The sequence below is a fragment of the Chloroflexota bacterium genome (genome assembly GCA_016887485.1).
Classification (GTDB): Bacteria; Chloroflexota; Anaerolineae; order Anaerolineales; family Anaerolineaceae; genus Brevifilum.
Genome location: CP069394.1, coordinates 581,270 through 605,609, shown reverse-complemented (window position 1 = coordinate 605,609; position 24,340 = coordinate 581,270). Strand labels below are relative to the sequence as shown.

Here is a 24,340-nt window from a genome sequence, read left to right as displayed (position 1 = left end):
CCCATCTGGGCGGAACTGGTTTAATGACCTTTTCCCGTAAGGTCATTTTTATTAAATAAGGAGTTGGTTAATGAAATCCCGGATTACGTCTTTTGTTTTCACCCTCGCTGTGATTCTTGGCTTGTTAGCCAGGCCGATCTCTTCGGTTATGGCAGCGCCTGTTCCATCCGCTGCCGCCCAGAGTTCGATGGAGAAAGTCATTGAATCAGCATTCGACTATTTATCCACTCAGATCAATCCGGATGGCGGCATCCAGTGGTTTGATGAATCCTCCAGCGCTGCTGCAACCTTGCGAGCTGTTTTGGCAATGGCTGCCAACAATACAACCCAGGACCGGCTGGTCAGCTCTGAGGGCCTGAGCCCCATTGATTATCTCGCATCTGAGGGTATCCAATGGGTGAACCAGGAAGCAACCGAAACCCCTGGCTTCAATGTCGCCCGTGCGGGTCAGTTGCTCACAGCCATTGCCGCAGCTAACGCTGATCCCCACAATTTTGGTGACCAGGGAACGGATCTGCTCTATCTGGTCAATGAACAATACGATCTCAACACCGGTATTTATGGCACTGCAACGGTTGACAATGTCACCGATCAGCTCTGGGCCATTTTGGGCCTGGTCGCCAATAATTTCTCCATCCCTTCGGAGGCCGCAGTCTGGTTAGCCGAAGCCCAGGATGACGAAGGCCGCTGGAATGATGGCTACGGCAGCTATCTTGACACAACGCCGGTTGCCATCTTAGCTCTGGCAGCGACCGGTTTTTATGACAACACCTCAGAGCCCATCACAGCTGCCATCACCTACATGCAGGACCAACAGAACGATGTTGGTGGCTGGCAGACTGAATGGGATTCCACAACCAACGCCAGCACCACCAGTGCGATGCTCCAGGCGATTGCCGCAGTTGGCGACCTTCCCATGACTAATAACTGGCAGCTGGAAGGCGGCAATCCCATTTCAGCCCTGCAAGCTCTTCAACAGGAAAGTGGATTGATCGGCGGCGATTACGGCAATGCCTATTCAACAGCCGATGCCCTTCTGGGCCTTTCCGGTCAGCCCCTCTATGGACTTGGCGACCTCGTCCAGGCCAGTGAGGCCTTTGATTTCCTTGTGGCCGCACAGGATTCCGCTGGCGGATGGGAATCGGCTCGCACAACTATTGATGTCATTATGGCGCTTGATGCTGCGGGCTGGCAGCCTGCCACCCTCCAAAGAGAAGGCACCTCCACCCAAAATTATCTTATAGCCAACCTGGAAACCTATCTTGAGACTGGACCTGGTTCCATTGGCGTAGCAATTCTCGGCATTAATGCCCTGGGCGAGGACCCAGAAGATTTCGCTGGCGTGAACCTCCCCGAACGACTGCTGGAAAATTATAATGAAACCACAAAGTCGTTTGGCGAGCCACACGATACTTTGCAACAAGCAATGAGCATCCTTGGGCTGGCAGCAGCAGGAAGTTCAATTCCAAGCGGTGCAATCTCAACCCTGGCAAGTTTACAACGTGAAGACGGAGGGTGGAGATACCGTGCAGGCTTTGTCTCATCCTCTCCAGTGGATACTTCTCTTGCAATTCAGGCCTTGTTAGCCGCAGGCTATCTAACATCAGATCCGATTATCCAGGCTGCTGTCGCCTACCTCCATAACACCCAGGAAGACGATGGCGGCTGGGGTGATTCAAGCACGACTGCCTATGTCGTCATGGCGCTCAATGCTCTGGGTGAATCCATTGAAGATTGGCAGACAGCCAGTGCCAGAGGCCCACTCACCAGCCTGATGTCCTACCAAAAAGCCAATGGGTCCTTCGTCTATTCCTGGGAATATTCCGATGACAGCGTGATGTCAACAGCATCCGCCCTTTTGGCCCTCTTTGGCGGTGACCTCATCATGCAACCTGAGGATACCACCTCTACAAACACCGCTGCGATCATCGTTGATCCCGGCGATGGCGAGGCCCAATCCGCCTGTGTTCAGTTGAGCGAGGAGTCAATGGATGGCCTGACCCTGCTGGATTCTTCCGGTTTTGAATATGACAATGCCGAAGGATTTATCAATAGCATCCTGGGGATTACCAATGCCGATGGTGAGACCAATTACTGGTCTTATTGGTACTGGGATGGTCAACAATGGGCATTCGAGAGCACCGGCGCAGGAGATTCAGTCGTTCTGCCAGGTTCCGTTGTGGCCTGGCACTTCACCAGTTGGGAGATCTTCCCCTCCCTGCCGCCTGACACCCTGCCGGTGTTGAGCACCATTTGTGAGAGCGGCGAGCTCCTCAAAAACTACAGCATCGAGCCCAACCTCGCCTACAGCGACCTCTACAACGACAGCACCGACAGCTTTGTGCCGGCCGAACCATTCGATGCCACCGATGAACCCGCCATCGAAGCTACTGATGAGCCGACTACTGAGACCGAAACTGTAGAGATTGCACCAACTGAAGCAGCACCTGACGAAATTGATAACGAATCTCCCTCCATTCTGCCCATCATCATCTTAGGCATTCTGGCGGTGATCATTGTTATCGTCGTTTTGGGCTTCTCGAAGAAGAATAAATAATGAAATTCAGGATACAAAGCCTGCTCGTAAATAGCTTTGTCTTCCTTCTGGGATTCCTGAGCTTGCTGGCGCCCTTTGTGGTGCCGCAAGCCAGGGATGCCAGCTTCTCAAGCTCGTCTTTTCCCGTGATGGTCAGTCTGATTATCGTTCTCTGTGTCCTGATCATCCTCTTCGAAGCACAATCTACCATCCTGAACACAAAGCTCATCGCATTCCTGGGCGTTCTGATTGCCCTCAATGCCGGGCTTCGATTCCTTGAGACGGCTATCCCAGGGCCTGCCGGATTCAGCCCGATCTTCTTTTTGATCATTCTGACCGGTTACTTCTTTGGCGGTCGAGTGGGATTCCTGATGGGCGCGATGACCATGCTCATTTCAGGGCTGATCACCGGCGGTGTTGGCCCCTGGCTTCCCGGGCAGATGATCACCGCAGGCTGGGTCGGTCAAAGCGCCGGCATACTGAAGCCCTTGTTCAGACGCCTGCATGTCACAGGGAAACCTAGTGAGATTATTCTTCTGGCCTTCTTCAGCGCTATTTGGGGAATGCTCTACGGCGCGATCATGAACCTCTGGTTCTGGCCCTTCCTCGGCGGTGCACCTGGTCAGACCTGGTTCCAGGGCGCAACTTTGGCCGAGAACATCGGCCGCTACGGCACCTACTACCTGGCGACCTCAGTGGTCTGGGATGTCACCCGTTCAATCGGCAATATCCTGATCGTCACCTTCCTTGCCCGCCCCGTCCTGAATATCTTTACTCGTTTCAACCAACGCTTCTCATTTGAAATCCTGCCGGAAGGAAAGCAGCCATGACCACTGCCTTTTCCTGGCTTGCGTGGTTGTTGGCGGGCATCATCATTCTGCTCACCACCCGAAATCCGCTCCTGCTTCTCCTCATCCTGATACTGCTCTTGGCACTTGGCGTTCGAATGACTGAGCCTGGCAACCGTAAACGCTGGCTGAGGCAAAACCTGAGTTTCATTGGCACCATGCTGTTTCTCTCTTCACTCATCAACTTCATCTTCACCCATTCCGGCAACACGGCATTATTCTCACTTCCTGATAATTGGTTCCTGATCGGCGGGAAATTCACCCTCGAGAGCCTGCTCCATGGCACCATCAACGGCCTGGTGATCAGCTCTCTCTATCTCACTTTCACCCTCTTCAACAAGGCCCTCTCGGTTGAGCAGCTGACCCATTTGATCCCCACTGCTTTCTATCCGCTAACGTTGATCACAACGATTTCATTGACTTTTTTCCCCTCTATTCAGGAACGCACGGCCCAGATTAAAGAGGCTCAGATGATCCGCGGGAATCCGATGAAGAAACTCTCGGATTGGCTCCCTATTCTGATCCCACTGATGGTCACCAGCCTCGAAAATGCCGTCCAGCTTGCCGAATCAATGACAGCCCGGGGATTTCAGGTCCAAGATGAAGGTCAAAACTCCCCTAAAGCACTCATTTTGCTAATCCTGTCCACTTTCCTGGTCTTTTCGGGCTGGCTGCTCTCCCTTTTCAGCTACCCAACCTGGGTCAGCTGGGCTTTATATCTGATCGCCTTTTTAATCATCGCCCTCATATTTCTCACCCTTTCAAAAAAGGTCCATATCGTCCATCTTCACAAAGACCAGTGGCAAAAGAGCGATATTTTCGCTATCATCCTTTTTGGTTTGGTCTTCATCTTCATGGCAGCCCTCATCGTCAGTCAAAATAGGGACTTCTTATCTTTCACACCCTATCCGACATTAAGCTTCCCCACCCTGCCCCTCGCAGCATGGCTGCTTGGCCTGGTTCCTGCGATTCCATTACTTCTGATACCCAACCATGATCACCATTAGCCACCTCTCTTTCAAATATCCTCAGTCCGAGGCAGCCATCCTCAAGGATATCTCCTTTCAGATCCCCACGGGAAGCATGACCCTCGTGGCGGGCTCATCCGGCAGTGGAAAGTCAACCCTCCTGCGCAGCCTGAACGGGTTGGTACCGCACTTCACCGGTGGCGTGATCAGCGGGACAATGGAAGTCTTTAGCCAGAACCCCACTCAATTAGGGCCGGAAAATATGGCCCAATGGGTCAGTTTTGTCTTTCAGGAGCCAGAATCGCAGTTCATCTATGACCGGGTGGAAGATGAGATCGCCTTTTCATTGGAACGCTCTGGCCTCGACCGAGCAGAGATGCAATCAAGGGTGGATACGGTCTGTGACATTCTTGGTATTGGTGAGCTGCAAAAAAGAAAAATCGCAACGCTCTCTGGCGGCGAAAAACAGCGTGTTGCAATTGCCAGTGCTTTGGTGACCGAACCCCGCCTACTTATCCTGGACGAACCGACATCTCAGCTTGATCCGCAGGGAGCTGATGACATCCTACATTACATTCTCGATCTCCAAACCCGTCTGGATCTGACCATTCTCCTTTCCGAACATCGGCTGGAGAGAGTCTTGCCTTATGTCAATCACATGATTTACCTGCCAGGCGATGGCACAGCCCATGAAGGTAAACCTCAGGATATCCTCCCGCTGATGGACCTGGTTCCGCCACTCATCCAAATCGGGAAAGCGTTGAACCTCTCCCCCCTGCCCGTACGACCGGAGGATTTCCCAACTGTTCTGGTTGACGAAACCGTGAAGCGGCCCAAATTAGCAAAACCAACTGGATCACAACCGGCCTTACAGGTCATTGATCTCTCAGTCAGCATCAACAACCGGCAAATTCTGGATCAAGTCTCTCTCACCATCAACCAGGGTGAAATCTTGGCCATGATGGGACCCAACGGCGCCGGCAAAACCACCCTGCTCAGGTCAGTGTTAGGCTTGGTGCCATCACAGGGCAATCGAGAGGTGATGGGACAAGACATTGAAAGTCTATCCCTCAATAGGATCATCCGCCAGGTCGCCTATCTCCCCCAAAACCCCAACGACCTGCTATTCTCCGAATCCGTTCTGGATGAGCTCAATGTCACTCTCGCAAATCACGGCCTGGAGATGCCCCAGGAGGAAATGCTCCATCATCTCCATGATTTAGGCCTGGACGACCTGGCAAACGCCTATCCCCGTGACCTCTCGGTTGGTGAAAGGCAGCGGGTCGCCCTGGCCGCCATCACAATCTACAATCCGCCCGTCATCCTGCTGGATGAACCGACCCGCGGCCTGGACTATGGCAATAAACAAAGGCTTGTCCAGTTGCTCCAATCCTGGAAACGCCAGAAAAAAGCTATACTGGTCGTGACCCACGACGTGGAATTCGCCGCCCTCTTGGCAGACACAGTGATCGTCCTAAATAATGGACAAACCACCTATTTCGGCCAGCCGCAACCCCTTTTCACCCAACACGCTCACTACCGCGCGCAAACCTCGCAGCTCTTTCCTGAGATTGGATGGTATCGTGTCAGCGATATACCCTTTGACCACATCTCCATCCCTTAGATTCAAATGCCTGTGGTAAAATTGTTCCGGCTCAATAAATCAAAAATAAAAAAATTAAAAGTTGATATTGTACAGAGAGGATAATTACATCCCTCACTATTTTGGTTATTTAGCCGTATGTATAAATATAGTATGGTCAAATTTTATTGGTTAAGAGACTAAGTGAAGATATCAACCATTTTCGTAAATCAACTGGGCAATTGACACTTGCTACCACATTTCAGTTATACGATTCGTCACTAGGAGAGAACTCGAATGTACGGTTACAGCGGTAAAATTCTGCACATCGACCTAAAAGAACGAACACATTGGGCCGAAGACAAGCCAGAAGATTGGTACAAGCTTTATATTGGCGGCGTCGCAATGGCTACACGACTTTGTTGGGAGAACATCGAAGTCGGCTGCGATGCCTATGATCCGGGAAATCCGGTTTGCTTCGCGAATGGCATATTCGCAGGCACCCCGGTTCCGGTCGGTGGGAAATATGGCTTGGCTTCCAAATCCCCCCTGACAGGTTTCATCGGCGACAGTCTATCCGGTTCCTGGCTGTGCATCGCCATGAAACGTGCTCAATGGGATGGTGTGGTCATCCATAACACCAGCGATAAATGGGTCCACGTCTTCATTGATGATGATCGCGTGGAATTCCTGCCCGCGGACAACCTCCTCGGTCTGGGTACTTATGAAACCGAAGAAGCCATCCGTGAAGAATTCGGCGATGATCAGATCCGTTCTGCGACCATCGGCCCAGCCGGCGAGAATATGGTTCGCTTCGGCAATGTCACCAACGACGGACGCCAGGCAGGCCGCACAGGCCATGGCGCTGTCTGGGGCAGCAAGAAACTCAAGGCTGTCTCCTTCCGCGGCACTCATGGGGTTACCGTTGCAGATCCCGATACGCTGCTCAAATTGTCCTTTGATATTACTGAAGCAGCTCAGGGTAAGAACACCGAGAAATATCGAATTTATGGAACCTCAACGAATGTACTCAATGCTAATAAGGAAGGATTCCTTCCAACTCGAAATTATCAGGAAGGAACATTTGAGTTTGCAGAGTTGGTCAGCGGAGAATACCTGGATGAGCATCATAAAGTTAAAGTCATCGCTTGTGCGCAATGTCCGATCGCTTGTGAGCAAATGTCGATGGTTAAGAAAGGGCCATTTGCAGGTTCAATGACAGGCATTGAATATGAATGCTTGCAAGCAGTAAGTTCAAACTGTGGTATTGGAGATATGACCGCAGCCATTAGAATGGTAGATATTTCTGATAGAAGTGGTATGGATACCATGAGCATGGGAGTCACCATATCATATACAATGGAATGTTTTGAACGCGGTGTATTGAAAAAAGATGATTTCCGATGCAAAAAATATCCGGATGGTTTTGAGCCATGTTTTGGTAATGGAGAAGCCGGGGTCACATTAGCTGAACTGATTCGTGACAAGGAAGGAATTGGCGAACTTTTAGCAGAGGGTACCAGGATAGCGTCGAAGAAAATCGACAATGAACGAAATTCCGAATCCTGGAAATGGGCAATGAATATTAAGGGACTGGAATGCCCAGGTTATGATGCAAGATCATTAAAAACGTTTGCGATGGGTCTTGCCGTTGGCACACGAGGGGGTTGCCATAATCGATCTGCTGCATATGATCCAGATATCAAAGGAGAAACAAATCGTTATACCGTTGATGAAACCAGAGGTGTTGTTGCGTCTCGTTCAGAAGAATATGCCGCTGTTTATGACTCGCTGCCGATGTGCAAATTCATTCGACGCTGCTTCACAGGAAAAGCTGATCGTGCAGGCGCCTGGCCGGCAATCGCTAAACTAATCAATGCCACAACAGGTTGGAATTTTGATTATGATGATGTTGACTTAATTGGAATTAGGGCTCACACAATCAAAAAAGCTTTTAACATTCGAGAGGGGTGGACAGAAAAAGATGACGACATCCCCTACCGGTGGAAGCACGACCCAATGACTAAGGGTCCTGGAGCTGGTCATGTTGTCACAGATGAAGAATTAGATTATATGAAACAGCTATATTTCAAAGCCAAAGGCTGGACTGAAGAAGGCCTGATTCCCAAACAACTCCTCGTTGATTTGGGAATGGCAGATGTCGCTGAAGAGATCGGCGTTTAAGGAGAAGAATAATGGTTGCTTCTACATCCAAATATAAATACATCGTTTGTGATCCAGAATTATGCATTGGCTGTCAACTTTGTGAGTACATTTGCTCCTATACAAAGACTGGTGAGTTCAACTCCTATCGCAGCCGCATCCGGACTGTCCGTGTGGATGAAGTCCTGATCACGGCTGTGGCCTGCCGCACCTGTGAAAATGCACCCTGCGTGAGCGCCTGCACCCGTGACGCCCTGACTCAGGATACCGAATCTGGTATCATCCGGATTGACCCGCAGAAATGTGACGGTTGTGCCTGGTGCATTGAAGCCTGCGATTTCGGTGCGATCTCGATCAACCACGCTACGAAACTGGCGGAATTTTGCAATCAGTGCGAGGACATCGAAGACGGCCCGCAATGTGTCAAGATCTGTCCGAAGGACGCTCTGGAATACACCACTCCCGATCAGAGGTCACAACGCACCCGGCATAAACTGGTTAAAGAATCTTTGAACTTCCCATCCAAAGCCAAGGATCCTCGATGAGCGAAAAACCCAACGAAGTGCCTGAAGAAGAACTCCGAATTGGGGTTTATGTCTGCCACTGCGGCAGTAATATCGCCGGTGTCATCCCGCCCAAAGAAGTGGTCGAATTCGCTGAAGGTCTGCCGGATGTCGTCCGGGCGACCGACACATTGTATGCCTGTGCTGATTCAGGCCAGCGGCTGATCAAAGAAGACATCAAGAAATACAATCTCAACCGGGTTGTGGTCTCAGCCTGCTCTGTCAGGATGCACGAACCCACCTTCAGGGCTGCGGTTGCCGAAGCGGGATTGAACCCCTTCCTGATGGAAATGGCCAACATCCGGGAGCAATGCACCTGGGCCCATGGTCATGACCGAGAAGGCGCACTGGCCAAAGCTAAAGACCTGACAGCCTCAGCAGTTGCCAAGGTCCGCTTCCTGACTGAACTCGACATGATCAACGTCCCTGTGACCCAAAAAGCAATGGTCATTGGCGGCGGCGTGGCTGGCATCAGCGCTTCCCTGGACCTGGCTGAACAGGGCATTCATACCATTCTCGTAGAAAAGGAACCGACAATCGGTGGGGTCATGGCTCAGCTCAACAAGACCTTCCCCACCATGGACTGTAGTATATGAATACTCGCACCTAAAATGGTTGACGCGGCGCGTCAGCCCCTAGTTGATGTGAGAGCCTTCACCGAAGTTGAAAAGGTTGAAGGATTTGTCGGAAATTTCAAAGTAACCCTTCGGGAAAAAGCCAAGTATGTCCGTGCGGACCGCTGTAACGGTTGCGGTGCCTGCACGCTAGCTTGCCCTGTAGAAGTTCCCAACTATTTTGATATGAACCTGGCTCCCCGTAAGGCGGCCTATGTGCCGATGAGCCAGTCTGTCCCGTTAATCTACTCCATTGATATGGAGAACTGCATTCACTGCTATAAATGCGTGGATGCCTGCGGCGCATTGGAAGCGATTGACTTCAGCCAGGAAGACAAACTGGTGGAAGAAGATATCGGCGCCATCATCGTGGCCACGGGCTTCGGTCATTTCGATCCGAGTGTGATGGACGAATATGGCTATTCCCGCTATCCCAACGTGATCACCGCCATGGAGATGGAGCGGCTCAACAACTCTGCCGGCCCAACGGCCGGTGACCTTATCCGCCCCAGTGACCATAAGTCCCCCAAGACATTGGCCTTCATCAACTGTGTCGGCTCACGGGATAAACGCTACAATTCCTCCTGCTCCAACTTCTGCTGTATGTATTCCATCAAGAATGCCGTACTGCTCAAGCAGATGCACCCTGAAGTGGATATCACCATCTACTACATCGATATCCGCACACCTTCCAAAGGTTATGAGGAATTCTATGACCGTGCCCGCGAAATGGGGATCCATTTCAGTCAAGGCCGCCCAAGCCTGATCACCGAAGATCCCGAAACCCATAACCTCATCGTCCATGCAGAAGACATGGGTTTAGGTTTGGTGACCGAAAAAGAATATGACATGGTCATGTTGAACCAGGCTGCCATTCCCCAACCGGATCAGAACCATATGAGCTCCGTGTTGAATGTGGCCCAGAGCCCCGGCGGCTGGTTCATGGAATACCATCCCAAGCTGCGCCCAATGGACAGCCCCACCGACGGTATCTTCTTTGCCGGTGCCTGCCAGGGTCCGAAAGACATCCCCAACAGCGTTGCCCAGGGTTCTGCGGCAGCAGCCCGTGCCAGCCGTATTCTCCATTCGGAAGAATGGGAGATCGAACCGACCGTTGCGGTTGTCTGGCCGGATCGCTGTTCAGCGGAAACCAAAGGCCGGGCTTGCGGCTTATGCGTCAAAGCCTGCCCCTATGGTGCTGTGAAGATTGAAGGCGATAAAGCCGCTGAGATCATCACCGCCAAATGCCACGGTTGCGGTGGTTGTGTGGCCGAATGCCCCGAGGACGCCATCACCCAATTGCACTACACGGATGCCCAAATCCTGGCGCAGATGCGAGCCCTTCTGGCCGACAAGCCGGAAGAGAAAATCCTCGCTTTCCGCTGCCATTGGTGCTCCTATGGTGGCGCGGACCTCGCCGGAACCAGTCACTTTGACTATACGGCGAATGAACGCGGTATGAAGGTCATGTGCTCCGCCCGGATGGATAGCGACTTCATCTATGAAGCATTCCGGCTGGGTGCCGGCGGCGTGCTTTATTCCGGCTGCCATCCTCAGGACTGCCACTACATCACCGGTCAGATCGTCGGTGCTAAGCGTGCCTCCCGGCTCAAGAAGATGTTCGAGAGAATGGATATGACTGAAGGCCGCTTCCGCATCGAGTGGATCAGTGCTGCCGAAGGTGACAAATACGCCCGGGTGCTGAATGAAATGCAGGATGTTCTCGATAATATCGCACCTGAAGAACTTCACGAAGAGATCGAACGGCTCAAACCTGAAATGTCCAAACGCCTTAAGAAATTCCCCGGCGTTCCGGGCGTTGAGGAAGCCATGGTCTATTCCGACACACTCGTCAAAGCCATCACCAGCCAATTGGAGGCCAAATGAACCATGACACCGGTGTCCAAACATTTGCCGAACAGGTGAAGGCCTTGCCGGGTGGAGAGTTCTTGGAACTCTGCTATTCCTGCGGCACCTGCGTGAGCAAATGTATGGTTCAGCAAAAAGGCGAACCGAAATACAATCCCCGCCGTTTGCTGCGTCTGGCCATGATGGAAATGAAGCAGGAAGCCTTTGATAATCCAACAACCTGGCTCTGTTCGGCATGCGACCTCTGTTATGCCGCCTGCCCCCAGGAGATCCACATTTCCGGTGTCATCACAGCGGTCAAGAAGATTGCTGTTGAAGAGGGCCGAGTCACGCCCATCAAGACTGCAAGGGTTGACCAACAGACCTGCGTTGGTTGCGGACTTTGCACCGAAGGCTGTCCCTACCACGCCATTTCACTGGTCGAAAAGAAAGTTCCCTTCCGAGGGGTGATCCAGGTCGCCGAAGTGGACCCAGGCCTTTGCATGGGCTGCGGCCTATGTTCTGCCATCTGCCGCTCCACCTCCATCGGTGTGCCTCAAGAGAACACGGACAAGGAAATCCTTGATGATCTGTGGAGCTGGGTGCAGCGCCAGGAGGCGAGGAACTGATGGAAACCAAACCCAAAATTGTATTGTTCCAATGCCAATGGTGCCTCTATTCCGAACCGGACCAACAGTGGGTAGAAAATAACCTCCCCAGTTCAATGCACCTGGTCAAAGTGCCCTGCACCGGAAGGATCAACACCCTTCACGTTCTGAATGCCATTCAGGGCGGCGCCGATGGTGTGATGATCAGCGGCTGTCTGCCGGAGAAATGCCATTTCAAAGAAGGTAATCTGAGCGCTATGCGCCAGCAGGATGAATTCGCTAATCTGCTGGATTACATCGGCTATGAGAAAGAACGGATTCGTTTCGTTTGGCTCGATCTGCAGGACTTAGGCCGCATCCAAAAAGAACTGGCTGCATTTGAGACGGATATTGCCGAACTGGGCCCCACCCAGAATCTTGCCACCCGTTCAACAGAAGCTCTCCGAGGTGATCATGCCTGAGATCAAAGATAAACTCACTTCAGAAATCAAGAGGCTGCTGGACGAGAACGTCGTTGATGTGGTGATCGGTTTCAAACAAGAAGAATCCCCCTTGCGACCTCAGCCGGCGTTCTTCCGAAACACGGATGAACTGGCAAACCTAGAATATAACAGCCTTTGCCAAAACAACCTCGCTAATTATCTGACCCGCTATCCTCATGACACCCGGATCGGGATTGTAGTCCGGGGCTGTGAGAACCGCTCTGTGAACGCCCTTGTGGTCGAACATCAACACCCCAGAGAAAACCTATTCCTGATCGGCGTGCCCTGCCAGGGAATCATTGACATCAAGAAGATCATCGCGGAAGTCGGCGAAGAAATCTCTGATTTCAACGAAGGTGGCGATAAGGTCACAGTGGTGGCCAAGGGCAAAACCCACACATTCAAGCGCCAGGACTTGCTGCACGACTCCTGCCTGCGCTGCGTTCATCCCAACCCTGTCAGCGCTGATGTACTGGTTGGTGAGCCCCTCCCCGAAGGCGATCCGGCACTCGTCCGGAAGCCCATCGAGGAGTTTGAAGGGCTGAGCAAGGAAGAACGTTACGCCTGGTTCAAGGAAGAATCAGAACGCTGTATTCGCTGCTATGCCTGCCGGGAAGCCTGCCCGATGTGTTACTGCACGGAATGTTTCGTGGATCATGCCACACCGCGCTGGACCGAGAGTGACATCTCCCCTGCCGGCACGCAGGCCTGGCATATCATCCGAGCTTTCCACCAGACCGGCCGCTGCACGAGCTGCGGCGCCTGTGAACGGGCCTGCCCGATGGATATCAAGATGACCTATCTGACGGACAAATTGAACAAGGATGTCTATGACAACTACGAATTTGTCCCCGGTATGGACAGTGAAACCCAACCGCCTTTTGCTTCGTTCAACCTGGACGACAAGAAACGCTTTGTAGTTTGAGGGATGAACAAATGACATATATTCTGGATAATAAGCAACTTGAAAAAGTCCTGGAGCAGTGGTCTGCGGATTATGAAGTCTATGCCCCTCAGAAAGCAAAGCAATTTTCAGCTTTTCTGCCCCTGGGTTCAAGCGAACTCGTATTGGATGAGCCGCACAACACCCGCTACCCACCCAAGTCCCTCTTCCTTCCTCAAACTGAAGTCATGCTCCGGTACAATGGACGGCTGAACCGGTTGGAAGATGTCGAACTTGAGATCAAACCTCGGATCCTCTTTGGTATTCACCCCTGTGATGCCTCAGCGGCAACTCTCTTGGATACCGTTTTCTCAACTGAAGAAAATAGCGATCCCTATTGGAGCAATCGCCGTAAGGAAACCTTGCTGATCGGTTTGGGCTGTGACGAACCGCCTCAAACCTGCTTCTGCACAACAGTAGGCGGCGGCCCCTTCAACACCAAAGGCCTGGATGCCTTGATGACGAAGATGGATGACGCCTATTTCGTGGAAGTTTTCTCCGATGAAGCTGTAAAGCTCTTCGCTGACCTGCCAAAAGCTTCGAAAGAGCAGCAAAAACAGATCAAGGACCTACAGAAAGACGCAGTGGCAAAGATGGCACCAGCCTTTGAGACAGATGGGCTCAAAGAGAAGCTGGATGCGAATTTCGACAGCGACTTCTGGGCTGAGATCTCCGAATCCTGCCTGGGCTGTGGTGTTTGCACCTTCCTCTGCCCCACCTGCTTCTGTTTTGACATCGTTGACGAGGTTCAGCGCAGTGAACGGGTTCGTAACTGGGATACCTGCATGTTCAGGATCTATTCGCTGGAAGCTTCGGGGCATAACCCCCGTCCTTCACGCAAGGAACGCACCCGCCAACGCCTGAGCCACAAATACAGCTACTGGCTGGATCATGTCGGAGAAATCGGTTGTACGGGTTGTGGGCGCTGTGTACGTTACTGCCCCGTTGGCCTGGATATCCGCGCAATGCTGCGGGCTGCAAATGCCCTGGAAATGGAGCCGGCAAATGCCTGAACACCACCATCATCACGATAATCCCTATGATCCGATCCCGATGCATATTCTGCGGGCCTATTACGAATCCACAGACCGCTCACTTAAGACCTTTGAACTGAGTTTCGATAAGCAAGAGGACTGCGAAGCCTTCTTCAAGGCCTACAACCCCGGTCAATTCTGCCAACTTTCCATCTTCGGTAAAGGTGAAGCCCCCTTTGGGATCGCCTCTGCTGCCTGGGAAGGTGAATTTGTACGCTTCACCGTTCAAAAGGTCGGCTCATTTACCGAATACATCCACACCCTCAAAGCCGGTGACGCGATTGGGATGCGTGGGCCGCTCGGGAATGGCTTCCCTTTGGAGGACTGGAAGGGCAAGAAACTGGTCATCATCGGCGGTGGCTGTGCTTTTTCCACCCTCTATGCCCTGACTAAACACGTCCAGCACCCCAAAAACCGGCCAGATTACGATCAACTGGTTGTGATCTACGGCGCCCGATCCTCCGGCCTCTGCATGTATAAACACGACATCCAAAGCTGGTATCAGAATGAGGATTTCGAGATCCACCAGGCCATTGACGTCCCCGAAGAGGGCTGGCTGCACCATGTCGGCTACGTCCCAGATGTGGTCAAAGAGGTTGCCCCCTCACCGGATAACGCTGTGGCGATTGTCTGCGGGCCGCCCATTATGACCAAGTACACCCTGCCTGTCCTCGTGGAGCTGGGTTTCGCCCCCGAAACGATCTTCACCTCGCTGGAAAAGCGGATGAAATGTGGGATCGGTAAATGTGGACGCTGCAATATCGGCTCAAAATATATCTGCAAGGATGGCCCTGTATTCAGCCTGGCTGAACTGCATGAGCTTCCTGACGATATCTAATTGGAGAGATTATGAGTCATCGCGGAAAAACGATTAAAACTCGAACAGAAAACCAAATGACGCTGGAACGCCCCATGATCACCAGACACTATCTGATGACCTGGGATCTGGACCGCTGCGTTGGATGCCAAATGGGGCCAACAGTCTGCCCCAAAGATGCCCTTACCCACCTGGATGGCGAGATAATCGACGGCCGGATGGTGGCCAGGCCCTCGGTGGAAGTGGATCCTGAAGCCTGCGTGATGTGTGGGATGTGTGTAGAAATTTGTCCCGTGCATGCCATCACCATGACCATCAACGGCGAACCGGAAAACCCCGTGTTGGAATATGGCGCTTTTCCTGAAGTTCGCGGCCACACCTCATTCAATAAAGACGCCTTTGATTTTAAACTTAAAGATTTTGTCATTGATAACTGTCCCACCAACATCATCAGCTATGACGCCGAGAACGACACCATGGCAATCCAATATGAGGATTGCATCCGCTGCCGCCAATGCGAAGTTGCCAGCGACGGCGCGTTCCATGTACAACAAGCCTGGCAAGGCAAGGTGGAGCTCCATCGGGATCGCTGCGTGGAAGGCTGCGTGGCCTGCGCCGATGTCTGCCCCACCCGGGCTTTACACCTCAATGATGAGGGCGAGCTGGTCCTGGCCGATTACTACTGCATTAAATGCGGTTCCTGTATGCATGCCTGCCCCATCCAACCCGAATTCGAGGAAGAAGAATTCACCTTTGAATCTCAGGGGCTCACGCTGACCCGCTCCCACAAGAAGCTGATCAACGAAGATCAGCTGGCAATCAAAGTGGAACGCTGGCGGGTCAATCACACGCCGGTTCAGAGCGCTGCCTGGATCGAAGCCCTGCGTAAACTGGCGGATGATAAAGCCAGTGCCGTCGAAATTGACCGCAAACGGGCTCTTAAGCGCCGTGACCTGATTGTGGCCTTACGCGGACATATCCTGCCTGAACACACCAGGGACATGGATTAACATTCCCAAATAAAATGACCGGTCGTTTTCAACACGAAGCGACCGGTTTTTGATTTAAAAGAGTAAAATCTATGTGGAGGTGCAGCCGATGATCCAATTGAATAACCCCCTCGCAGAATGCTATTATCCCTCAGGGAATAAAAATGATAGCCGTTTACACCAAACAACCCACCTAGGGATTGGAGCGCATCAGGATGACCTAGAGATGCTTGCTATCCCCGGTATTCTGGCGGGCTACGAGCATTCGGATCAGGCCTTCACCGGGGTCACAGTGACGGATGGCCGCGGGGCACCCCGCTCCGGCGATTATGCCGATCTCTCCGATGAGGAAATGTGGCATGTGCGGCTGGAAGAACAGCGTCATGCAGCGAATATCGGTCATTACCATGCTCAGTTCCAGTTGAATTACAGCAGCGCGCAAGTTAAATCACCCCAGCGGGAAGCAGTCATCACAGACCTGATGACCATCATTCAGGCCTGTCAGCCTCAGATCATCTACACCCACAACCTGGCAGACAAACATGACACTCACGTTGCAGTGGGTCTCAGCGTGATTGAAGCCTTGCGCCGGATGGGAGAAGGCTCCCAGGGGATCACTGTTTATGGTAGTGAACTCTGGCGCGGGCTGGACTGGTTGCTGGATGATCAGAAAGTTGGTCTGGATGTCTCCAGCCATCCCGAGTGGCAGGCTGCCTTGCTCCAAGCTTTTACTTCACAAATTGCCGGCGGCAAGCGTTATGACCTGGCCGCGATGGGGCGTAAACGCGCCAATGCAACTTATTATCAATCCCATCACACCGACCAGGCGGAATTAATGGTCTACGCAATGGACCTGACGCCCCTGATTACGGATCCCAAACTCTCCATTGAAGGTTTTGTGGATACGGCCATCCAAAACCTGGCAAAAGACGTACGCGATCGTCTGCAGCGCCTTGGCGGTTAGCTCCCCCATCAATTTTTCTTCAGTCTTAATGAATTCCCCACAAACACCCTACTGATGTTGGCTGTCATAATTGACCCAATCATGTAAGATATCAATCCATTTTCATCAAATCAGCCAGTTCGTTCCTCAGCGTCTCAGCATCCACCGCGCCGATATGGATATAAGCCACATACCCATCAGGATCAATGACAAAAGTCTCCGGCACACCTGTAATCCCAAAGGCAGAAGAAATCCTGCTCTCATCTTCGACAATCAACGGGAAGGTCACGTCCTGAGTTTCTGCCACAGCAGAAACAGCAGCAAGGGTGTCATCCATCGCCACCCCAACAAACTGAACGCCCTCGCCTCCCAACTCCCGCCAGATCGCTTCAAATTCAGGAATCTCATCTTCACATTGTTCACACCAGGTCGCCCAGAAATTGATCACCACAATCTCGCCGCGATAATCCCCCAAACGGAATTCGTTTCCATCAATATCCTTGGCTGCAAAAGCGGGAGCTTGTTCACCAGGCAGCGGGCGGCCCGTACTCTTTGTGCGATTGATCGAGTTGCCCCACAAGGCAACCACTACCGCCCCAACGACGATCAATCCCAGGATCACCCCAATTTGAACGCCAAAACCATGCCGTTTTCCTGCTTGCCGGTCGCTCTCACTCAGCCGTGGCCACCAGGCCATCACCCCGCCCAACAAAACCACCATGCCGCCAATCCATAGGAAAGCGCTAAGGGGATTAATCATAACACTCAGGCTGACCTGTCCAGCCCCACCCACACTAAACATAACCAAATAAAGGTCCTCTCGCCAGGAAGAATGTATCGCGGGTGCGGTCATGGTCTGGTTATAAAAGGGGTAATAATTAATCTGGGGCTTTAAGGTTGTTAAATACTCCGAGCCTTCATATGTTGAAATAACAGCCCAGATATCCAGGTGATCATCGGCTATTTCTTCAGCCAGGTTTTCATAAAGCAGGGTATAGCCGCCGACATTAACCGACTCACCAGGGATCATCGTTACTTGATGTTCAGTTTCATACAGCTGTGTCCCAATAACACCCACCGCCATCAAAACCACGCCCAGGTGGATTAAGTGTGCCCCATAACCATGTCTGCCCAGGAATGGCAGATGCTGCAGTCCAGCTTTCCAACCGGATTGCTTGATGCGTCCGCCAATATTGAAGCCAATTTCACCTAAGGCTGCGCCGCCAGAGAAACCGGCAATCGTAAGACCAATCAATGAGCCGGTAAGCCTAAAGCCGCCCCACCAGGCTATCGCAAAACCAGCCAGAGCGCTTATGGCAGGCGGCAGTAACCGCCAGAGCGTGTCTTTGGTCCCTCGTACCAATTTCCCAATCAGCGGGCCAACCCCCATTAAAAATACCAAGACACCCATTTGAGGTCCCACCACCCGATTGAACCAGGCCGCCGGTGCCGTAAAAGTGCCGCCAGTAAGGGTTGGCAGCAGCGTCCCAACCATGATGGACATTGTAATGAGCATCAGGGAGAGTAAGGCGAAGAAATATGCACCTTCCGTGGAGAAGATCTTCTCAGGGTAAATCAACTGGCCAAAGGCTTTGTGCTTCACAACCATCAGAACAATTGATCCCAACAGCACGATCAACAAAGCTGCCAGGAAATAGGGCCCAACCACGGACTCACTGAAAGCATGCACCGATTGGATCAAACCGCTGCGGGTCGTAAAGGTCCCGAAAACGACTAACGTAAAAGAGAGCACCGCTGAAACGACGTTCCAAACCTTGAAACCCTTGCGCCGAGATTGCATATCCAGCCCATGCAGCAAGGCCGTTGCGGTTAACCAGGGCATCAAACCGGCGTTTTCAACCGGGTCCCAGCCCCAATAACCGCCCCATCCCAGGACATCATAGGCCCAGCGCATTCCCAATAAAAGACCAACGCCGAGGAATAACCAGGCCATCAATGACCAATTACGGGCTTTTTGAGGCCAGAGCCCCACATCACCAACGATCAGCGAGGCCAGAGCGTATGCAAAGGGAATAGCCAGGGCGACGTAGCCCAGGTAAAGGAATGGCGGATGGAAAATCATCCCCGGATGACGTAGCAAAGGATTCATTCCCAGGCCATCCTGGGGGATTGTTGTTGATGCAATGAAAGGGTTGGAAAAGACGAGGGTCATCCCAATAAAAAAGATAGCAATGAGGCTCATGATAAAGCTGGCCCAGGTCTCAAGCGCGCTCTCTTTGGTCAGCTTTCTGGCAACCATTGCAGAGAACAAGACCTGCAGAAAAGCCCACAACAACAAAGACCCTTCCTGCCCCGCCCAGACGGCTGACAACTTCAAGCTCATTGGCAGCGCTATGCTTGAATGTGTGAAAACATAAGTTAATTGGAATTGATCTGTGATAAAGGCAATCAACAGAAGGACCAGGGCAACCAGTAACAGTCCCGTACTGCCATAAAGTGCATTCCGCGCACCTTTCTGCCACCGGAAATCTTTCTTCCTAAGCCCAATAATAAAAGCAACAGCTGCAATCAATGATGCAAAGAGCGATAAACCGATAAGGATTGAGCCAACTTCATCGAGCATTCTTTTCTCCTGGATGTTCGTTGGTTTCTGCTAATCAAATAATATCAGATTTCACAAAATAAGCCCCCACTGAGGATTATTTTCCCATCTTTTTGGGTCAGGATTAGCTTGCGAGTAACCAATATTCTCCTGATTTCAACCTCAATATAAGCTGTAGCCTAAATAATACCCCAGATTTCCAGCTCCACTACGGATAAAAAAACCGCCTTATCACAGGCGGTTTCTTATTCATCATAGATTACTTATCCGGATCAGGCGGGGTATCTACCTCAGCCTCTTCTTCATACCCTTCCTCAGCAGATTTCTTCGCTGCTTTTCGGGATTCCATGACCTCTTCCAGAGGCGGAGCGATCATATATTCGCTCTCACCAGCGGAGATGAATTTGACCTTCCAGATTTCCATCTTGATCAGCACCAGGATCACACCAGCCAATGCCATCAGAATGGCGAAGAAGCGGGAATAGCTGAAGGCTGTCCCAGGGAAAGTGGGCTGATCAGGTCGGAAGAACTCGATTACATTTCGGCCAACGCCAGCCAGGATCAGCCAAATCCCAAAGGCCACACCTGGTTTGATTTTGTCTTTATATTTTCGCACCAGCCAAAGCAGTAAGCCGGTGGCAAGGATATTCCAAACCATTTCATAGGCAAAGGTTGGATGGAAACGGGTTGTACCCTCTGGGAACATTGTTAGGTTGTTATAGGGATAAATCCGGTTTTGCGCTGCAATCTTGATCCCCCAGGGAAGCGTGGTCGGCTGACCATAGAGTTCCTGGTTGATAAAGTTAGCCGGTCGAGCAATCGCCTGTCCAAGTAAGAGCCCCGGTGCAACGGAATCCAGCATCAACCAGACATCCACCTTGTTTTTCCGGGCATAGAGGAGGAAAGCGATCACACCAAACAACAGCGCTCCAAAGAAATGCAGACCGCCTTCTTTGATATTCAAAATCTCAATTGGGTTATTGATATAGCGCATGTCACCGCCCAAGGTGGTATTGAAGACATACCACAACCGTGAGCCAATCACCCCAGCCGGAATCATCCACAGCAGGCTGTCCCAGACATATTCAGGATCACCGCCGCGGCGTTTAAATTCCTTCGCGGTCAGCCAGGTGGCAACCGCCACACCCAGCATCACCAAAACGCCGTACCAATACAGCGAAAATGAGTAATTACCTAATTCGATGGTAAAAATGATAGGATCGATCATTCCGATCTCCTTCTGCTTTTATTCCAAATAACCTAAATCACGTAAACGCTGTTGGACCAATTCATCTTTCAATGAAATCTTGCGATGAGATGATCCCTCGCTGCGGGTCATTGCCAAATCCAGATAGCTTTCCAAAACCTTTGACAAATCCTCAATCCGAGCAGGATCGCGATAGGGTTCCTGCTCTGTTGGGTCACCGGCCAGGTTATAGAAGACCTTTGAAATCTCTTCTACCGCGATCATCTTTTCATCGCCCTGATAGACTGCCCGCTGATCCACACCAGGGTGGAATTGTTCGGTCAGCTCAGGATGGTGCTTCTTGACGATCTGAACAGCATTTTCAGGAGCATAGGCTTCTGCAATCGCACAAGCCTGATCCATATCCTTCTTATCCACCATCCCTAAAAGGCTTTGGCTGGCCACATCCACCTCTTCCGCATAGGGCATTGCCAGGGTCTCAAAACCGAAGTAGTCCAAAACGGAATAAAAAACCCGTGTGGTGGAAATCCGTGTTTCTATCTGGCGGGCATCATCCATACCAGGCACCCGCATGAATAACGGCACATGGACCAATTCTTCATGGACACCAAAACCATGACCCATATAGCCATGTTCACCCAGCATTTCGCCGTGATCCGCCATGAAGACCACCATGGTATTCTCGCGATGATAATCGGTGTTCAGTGTCTCCATTAACTGACCTAACAGATGGTCCTGATAAGCCACTTCGGCGTCATACATATCCGATAAAGTCTGCGATTCGAGGTCAGAGAAGGGCTCAACCAACGGGATCAGCCATTGCCAGGCCTTCCGGTTGAAATTACCCATAAACTGTTGCGCTTCGGGGGTTTCATGGAAATAGGGGACAAATTTCCGCACATACTCATCCGGCGGCGCATATGGTAAGTGCGTTTCCATCAGGTTTAGGAAGACAAAATTACCGCCCTTGCGCTCCTCACCAATTTCTTTCACAAAAGATGTGCTCTCCCGAATGGAGCGAGCCGTCATCCCCTTGAAATTGCCTGCCCTAGTCCAAAGGGGCACAAAAAGCGGTCGTAACGCTGCGAGGAAGAACTCATTGGGTTGAGCAAAGGCATTCTGAATGGGATAGGAGAGTTTGCGTAGTAACTGTGTATATGTGCTCCAAAGATTGCGGAAAGGCTTCCACAAGTCGTCAATTTCTCTCTGAGGTGTGGAAGGCACCATGCCGCAGTAGTTATAAAATTTATCAAAACCACGGGTGAAGCCATTTTGCAAAACGCCTACTAAAGGATTATTGCAGAAGCCGGTGGTTTGGACGCCCTGATCCGCTAACCGGCTGGCAAGGGTCTGAAATTCCTTCGGCAGGGCATCATCCGCCTGCACTGTGCCGTGAACGGCGGGTGCTTCACCGCTGAAAAGTGATGCATGCGAGGGTATCGTCCACTGTCCGGGGGCAACGGCCCGTTTGAAGAACAGGCTTTCCCCAGCCAGCGCATCCAGATTGGGTGTCGTAGGACGTCCATACCCATAAACCCCAATCCGGTCAAACCGGTGGGTGTCCAATACCACTAAAACGACATTCTTTTTGATTTGTTGTGACATATAACCTTTCAAGCCAAAGCGCTAGTTGGATTTCTCGCGATAAAGCGTTGGGTCCACGACTTTGGCCATAGCGGCTGAATTCACTTTGCCTTCCAGAAATTCTGCAACCTTTTGAAATTGGGTCATCGGATCCGATAAAATATCATTATAACTGACATAGAGCGTTTGGACACCTTTTATACCCGCCAACCATTGGTTAACAGTGGAAAGGTGGTCAACAAAGGATTGATAGAGCTGGTTTTCCTCGTCGGTATATCCAAGTTCTTTCCCATTGCGAATCATCATCCGCTGTTGAGAAGCCAGGATTTCCCCCAGGTCTCGCTCCATGAATACAACACGGTAAGAATAATCTTGTGGCAGGTATTCCAACAGGGCTGAAATGATCTTAACCGCCTTACCCGGAGCCTTTGCCAGCCAGGCTGTATCACCCCTGGGCAATTTCTTGACCCTTTCAAATTCATAATACCCTTTGGGATTATTCGCGTCCGCCTGCCGGATTTCATCCACCACCAAAGGCATCCCCCCTGCCCTTAGAGCGGACATCATCATGGATGTCCCTGAACGGGGCAAGCCGGACACGATTGTGATAAATTCGTTTTTCGAAAACAGTTTCTTCAGTTGAGATCGGAGTGATGTCATTGAGCCTGAATTCTATAGATGTCGATGATTGCTTAATCCAAAACCACTGAGATATTGGAAAGACCAGGGAGAAGATCCCTCTTCTGCCGGGATCTCATTGGGATGAAACACCATAACCTTGGTCGTTGCGTTCAGTTTCCCAAACGCTTTGAAATCCTTGGTGGCAGGGACTACATTCCGCCAGGTGCCGGTGTTGATGTAGTACTGTTCATCACCCTGCCTGGCAGATAACAATGATACTTCAGGGATATGCGTATGTCCACCAATGACGCATTGGCAGCCGGTTTCGGGGTCCTGGATCAAAGCCTCCCGTTTGGCCCACCTGGCCTGCGAGTTCAGCTTGATCTTCTTGGAAACCTGCTTCATCAATTGCTTGACCGTCCAATACGGCAAACCATTTTTCAGTAAATCCGAATTTAATACACCTTCCAACAAAAGACGTTGGCTCTTGTTAATCGAAGTGTTCTCTTCAATTTCCTTGAAGACCAGATCTATCTCTGATAGGGCATTGATCGTCCGCGTGAAACAAGGAAGCATGAATTCCCACGTCTGTTTCTTGGGAACTCCGGGTGTTGCGAAAAGATACGAGAGCAAAGCGGAGGTTGGCCGAACGTCGTCAAAGTCCATCAAGCGTTGATAAAGCGCCATCAGAATGGGATTACTGATGATTCGTTCCTCTCCATAATGCTCAACAAAATAATTTGGCAAGGCCGCACCAAACTCAATCGTGATGATATCCCCCAAGGGGGCATTGCCATATATATCCTCGGAAAACTCTGTCGGAATCACTTCCAGGGCATGCGTATCGACCGAAAAATTCATCGGGTCATATTCATGGCCGTGGCGCACCAGGCAGAAGGATTTTTCCTCCTCATCCTGATAGATGAATTGATGAATCAATGGCAGATCACCACCGCCCACGCCTAAAAGCGCTCTGGCCTTCCGCCGCAGCTCGGGGGTGGCGTTTAACAGGCGGTCATGATTCCCCACGACATAATGCAACCTGACATCCACATCGAAGCGTTCTTCAAGGGTTCGGAAGAGAAGCAAGGTCTCTTTTACCTTATCCTCAACGGCAATGGCATCCAGAATTTGAAGGATTTTCGCCTCTAGTGGAGAACCGGGTTCCACATCGCGGTTATCCACATAGGGCCGGTATGGCCCATCAAACCAAATTGCGGACCGGGTGATCTCAAAAATATCGCCAGCCAACACCAGATCCACCTGGCGGATTTGGTTAGAAAGGGCAATCTGGTTGATTTCGCGCAGATAGGCACGATAGATTTCGGGGTCCAGGTTCTTATTAAACGTTAAATTGCCAATCCGAGTGGATTGAGCTTCTGAAAAGTGTAGATCGGATAAAACAACTAACATTTTTTCTCCTGTAA

At 51.4% G+C, this 24,340-nt stretch carries 18 protein-coding genes and 1 pseudogene; 14 read left to right on the top strand and 5 right to left on the bottom strand.

Going from position 1 to position 24,340, the window contains the following annotated elements:
- The first annotated feature begins 70 nt into the window (after nt 1-70).
- From JR338_02820 to JR338_02755, 14 genes and pseudogenes are all read left to right on the top strand, one after another.
- Nucleotides 71-2,557: a hypothetical protein gene (locus JR338_02820; GenBank protein QRN83704.1), complete on the top strand. Its 2,487-nt coding sequence runs from the start codon at nt 71-73 to the stop codon at nt 2,555-2,557.
- A complete protein-coding gene (locus JR338_02815) occupies nt 2,557-3,366 on the top strand; it encodes an ECF transporter S component (protein QRN83703.1) in 810 nt (269 codons plus the stop codon). The genes JR338_02820 and JR338_02815 overlap by 1 nt, the downstream gene beginning before the upstream one ends.
- On the top strand, nt 3,363-4,391 hold the full coding sequence (locus JR338_02810) for an energy-coupling factor transporter transmembrane protein EcfT (GenBank protein ID QRN83702.1): 1,029 nt from the start codon (nt 3,363-3,365) through the stop codon (nt 4,389-4,391). Before JR338_02815 ends, JR338_02810 begins: the two co-directional genes overlap by 4 nt.
- Nucleotides 4,378-5,976: an ATP-binding cassette domain-containing protein gene (locus JR338_02805; GenBank protein QRN83701.1), complete on the top strand. Its 1,599-nt coding sequence runs from the start codon at nt 4,378-4,380 to the stop codon at nt 5,974-5,976. The genes JR338_02810 and JR338_02805 overlap by 14 nt, the downstream gene beginning before the upstream one ends.
- 255 nt (nt 5,977-6,231) lie before the next feature.
- Nucleotides 6,232-8,118: an aldehyde ferredoxin oxidoreductase family protein gene (locus JR338_02800; protein ID QRN83700.1), complete on the top strand. Its 1,887-nt coding sequence runs from the start codon at nt 6,232-6,234 to the stop codon at nt 8,116-8,118.
- A gap of 11 nt (nt 8,119-8,129) precedes the next feature.
- Nucleotides 8,130-8,642, top strand: coding sequence for a 4Fe-4S dicluster domain-containing protein (locus JR338_02795; GenBank protein ID QRN83699.1), 513 nt, complete (start codon nt 8,130-8,132; stop codon nt 8,640-8,642).
- Nucleotides 8,639-10,636 (top strand): annotated as a pseudogene (locus JR338_02790) (CoB--CoM heterodisulfide reductase iron-sulfur subunit A family protein). Before JR338_02795 ends, JR338_02790 begins: the two are co-directional and overlap by 4 nt.
- Before the next feature lie 521 nt (nt 10,637-11,157).
- Nucleotides 11,158-11,751, top strand: a complete 594-nt coding sequence (locus JR338_02785) for a 4Fe-4S binding protein (protein ID QRN83698.1) — start codon at nt 11,158-11,160, stop codon at nt 11,749-11,751.
- Nucleotides 11,751-12,191 carry a hydrogenase iron-sulfur subunit gene (locus JR338_02780; GenBank protein ID QRN83697.1) on the top strand — a complete coding sequence of 147 codons (441 nt, stop codon included), beginning with the start codon at nt 11,751-11,753 and terminating at the stop codon, nt 12,189-12,191. Before JR338_02785 ends, JR338_02780 begins: the two co-directional genes overlap by 1 nt.
- A complete protein-coding gene (locus JR338_02775; GenBank protein ID QRN83696.1) occupies nt 12,184-13,137 on the top strand; it encodes a 4Fe-4S binding protein in 954 nt (317 codons plus the stop codon). The genes JR338_02780 and JR338_02775 overlap by 8 nt, the downstream gene beginning before the upstream one ends.
- A gap of 11 nt (nt 13,138-13,148) precedes the next feature.
- Nucleotides 13,149-14,168 (top strand): 4Fe-4S dicluster domain-containing protein, encoded by a 1,020-nt coding sequence (locus JR338_02770; protein QRN83695.1) that lies wholly within the window; start codon nt 13,149-13,151, stop codon nt 14,166-14,168.
- Nucleotides 14,161-15,027, top strand: a complete 867-nt coding sequence (locus tag JR338_02765; GenBank protein ID QRN83694.1) for an FAD/NAD(P)-binding protein — start codon at nt 14,161-14,163, stop codon at nt 15,025-15,027. The genes JR338_02770 and JR338_02765 overlap by 8 nt, the downstream gene beginning before the upstream one ends.
- Nucleotides 15,028-15,083: 56 nt before the next feature.
- Nucleotides 15,084-16,016, top strand: a complete 933-nt coding sequence (locus tag JR338_02760) for a 4Fe-4S binding protein (protein ID QRN83693.1) — start codon at nt 15,084-15,086, stop codon at nt 16,014-16,016.
- Nucleotides 16,017-16,107: 91 nt separating this feature from the next.
- Nucleotides 16,108-16,959, top strand: a complete 852-nt coding sequence (locus JR338_02755) for a PIG-L family deacetylase (GenBank protein QRN84337.1) — start codon at nt 16,108-16,110, stop codon at nt 16,957-16,959.
- Between the two features lie 91 nt (nt 16,960-17,050).
- On the opposite strand, the gene ccsA is transcribed toward JR338_02755, so the two are convergent.
- From ccsA to JR338_02730, 5 genes are all read right to left on the bottom strand, one after another.
- Entirely contained in the window at nt 17,051-19,522 is a 2,472-nt protein-coding gene (gene ccsA / locus JR338_02750) for a cytochrome c biogenesis protein CcsA (GenBank protein ID QRN83692.1), read from the bottom strand.
- A 238-nt stretch (nt 19,523-19,760) separates the two neighbouring features.
- Nucleotides 19,761-20,729: a prolipoprotein diacylglyceryl transferase gene (gene lgt, locus JR338_02745; GenBank protein QRN83691.1), complete on the bottom strand. Its 969-nt coding sequence runs from the start codon at nt 20,727-20,729 to the stop codon at nt 19,761-19,763.
- Between the two features lie 18 nt (nt 20,730-20,747).
- Entirely contained in the window at nt 20,748-22,313 is a 1,566-nt protein-coding gene (locus JR338_02740) for a sulfatase-like hydrolase/transferase (protein QRN83690.1), read from the bottom strand.
- 21 nt (nt 22,314-22,334) lie between these two features.
- Complete coding sequence (locus JR338_02735) at nt 22,335-22,952, bottom strand: sulfotransferase (GenBank protein QRN83689.1); 618 nt, start codon at nt 22,950-22,952, stop codon at nt 22,335-22,337.
- Between the two features lie 12 nt (nt 22,953-22,964).
- The gene (locus tag JR338_02730; protein QRN83688.1) at nt 22,965-24,326 is read right to left on the bottom strand and encodes a metallophosphoesterase; all 1,362 of its coding nucleotides are present in this window, start codon (nt 24,324-24,326) and stop codon (nt 22,965-22,967) included.
- Between the last annotated feature and the right edge of the window lie 14 nt (nt 24,327-24,340).

Excerpts from the sequence above, each read along its gene's own strand:
- JR338_02730 (QRN83688.1), bottom strand. The coding sequence starts at position 24,326 with ATGTTAGTTGTTTTATCCGATCTACACTTTTCAGAAGCTCAATCCACT.
- lgt (QRN83691.1), bottom strand. The coding sequence starts at position 20,729 with ATGATCGATCCTATCATTTTTACCATCGAATTAGGTAATTACTCATTT.
- JR338_02785 (QRN83698.1), top strand. The coding sequence starts at position 11,158 with ATGAACCATGACACCGGTGTCCAAACATTTGCCGAACAGGTGAAGGCC.
- JR338_02770 (QRN83695.1), top strand. The coding sequence starts at position 13,149 with ATGACATATATTCTGGATAATAAGCAACTTGAAAAAGTCCTGGAGCAG.
- JR338_02810 (QRN83702.1), top strand. The coding sequence starts at position 3,363 with ATGACCACTGCCTTTTCCTGGCTTGCGTGGTTGTTGGCGGGCATCATC.
- JR338_02815 (QRN83703.1), top strand. The coding sequence starts at position 2,557 with ATGAAATTCAGGATACAAAGCCTGCTCGTAAATAGCTTTGTCTTCCTT.
- JR338_02795 (QRN83699.1), top strand. The coding sequence starts at position 8,130 with ATGGTTGCTTCTACATCCAAATATAAATACATCGTTTGTGATCCAGAA.
- JR338_02775 (QRN83696.1), top strand. The coding sequence starts at position 12,184 with ATGCCTGAGATCAAAGATAAACTCACTTCAGAAATCAAGAGGCTGCTG.
- JR338_02760 (QRN83693.1), top strand. The coding sequence starts at position 15,084 with ATGACGCTGGAACGCCCCATGATCACCAGACACTATCTGATGACCTGG.
- JR338_02800 (QRN83700.1), top strand. The coding sequence starts at position 6,232 with ATGTACGGTTACAGCGGTAAAATTCTGCACATCGACCTAAAAGAACGA.
- JR338_02740 (QRN83690.1), bottom strand. The coding sequence starts at position 22,313 with ATGTCACAACAAATCAAAAAGAATGTCGTTTTAGTGGTATTGGACACC.
- ccsA (QRN83692.1), bottom strand. The coding sequence starts at position 19,522 with ATGCTCGATGAAGTTGGCTCAATCCTTATCGGTTTATCGCTCTTTGCA.
- JR338_02820 (QRN83704.1), top strand. The coding sequence starts at position 71 with ATGAAATCCCGGATTACGTCTTTTGTTTTCACCCTCGCTGTGATTCTT.
- JR338_02805 (QRN83701.1), top strand. The coding sequence starts at position 4,378 with ATGATCACCATTAGCCACCTCTCTTTCAAATATCCTCAGTCCGAGGCA.
- JR338_02765 (QRN83694.1), top strand. The coding sequence starts at position 14,161 with ATGCCTGAACACCACCATCATCACGATAATCCCTATGATCCGATCCCG.
- JR338_02780 (QRN83697.1), top strand. The coding sequence starts at position 11,751 with ATGGAAACCAAACCCAAAATTGTATTGTTCCAATGCCAATGGTGCCTC.
- JR338_02735 (QRN83689.1), bottom strand. The coding sequence starts at position 22,952 with ATGACATCACTCCGATCTCAACTGAAGAAACTGTTTTCGAAAAACGAA.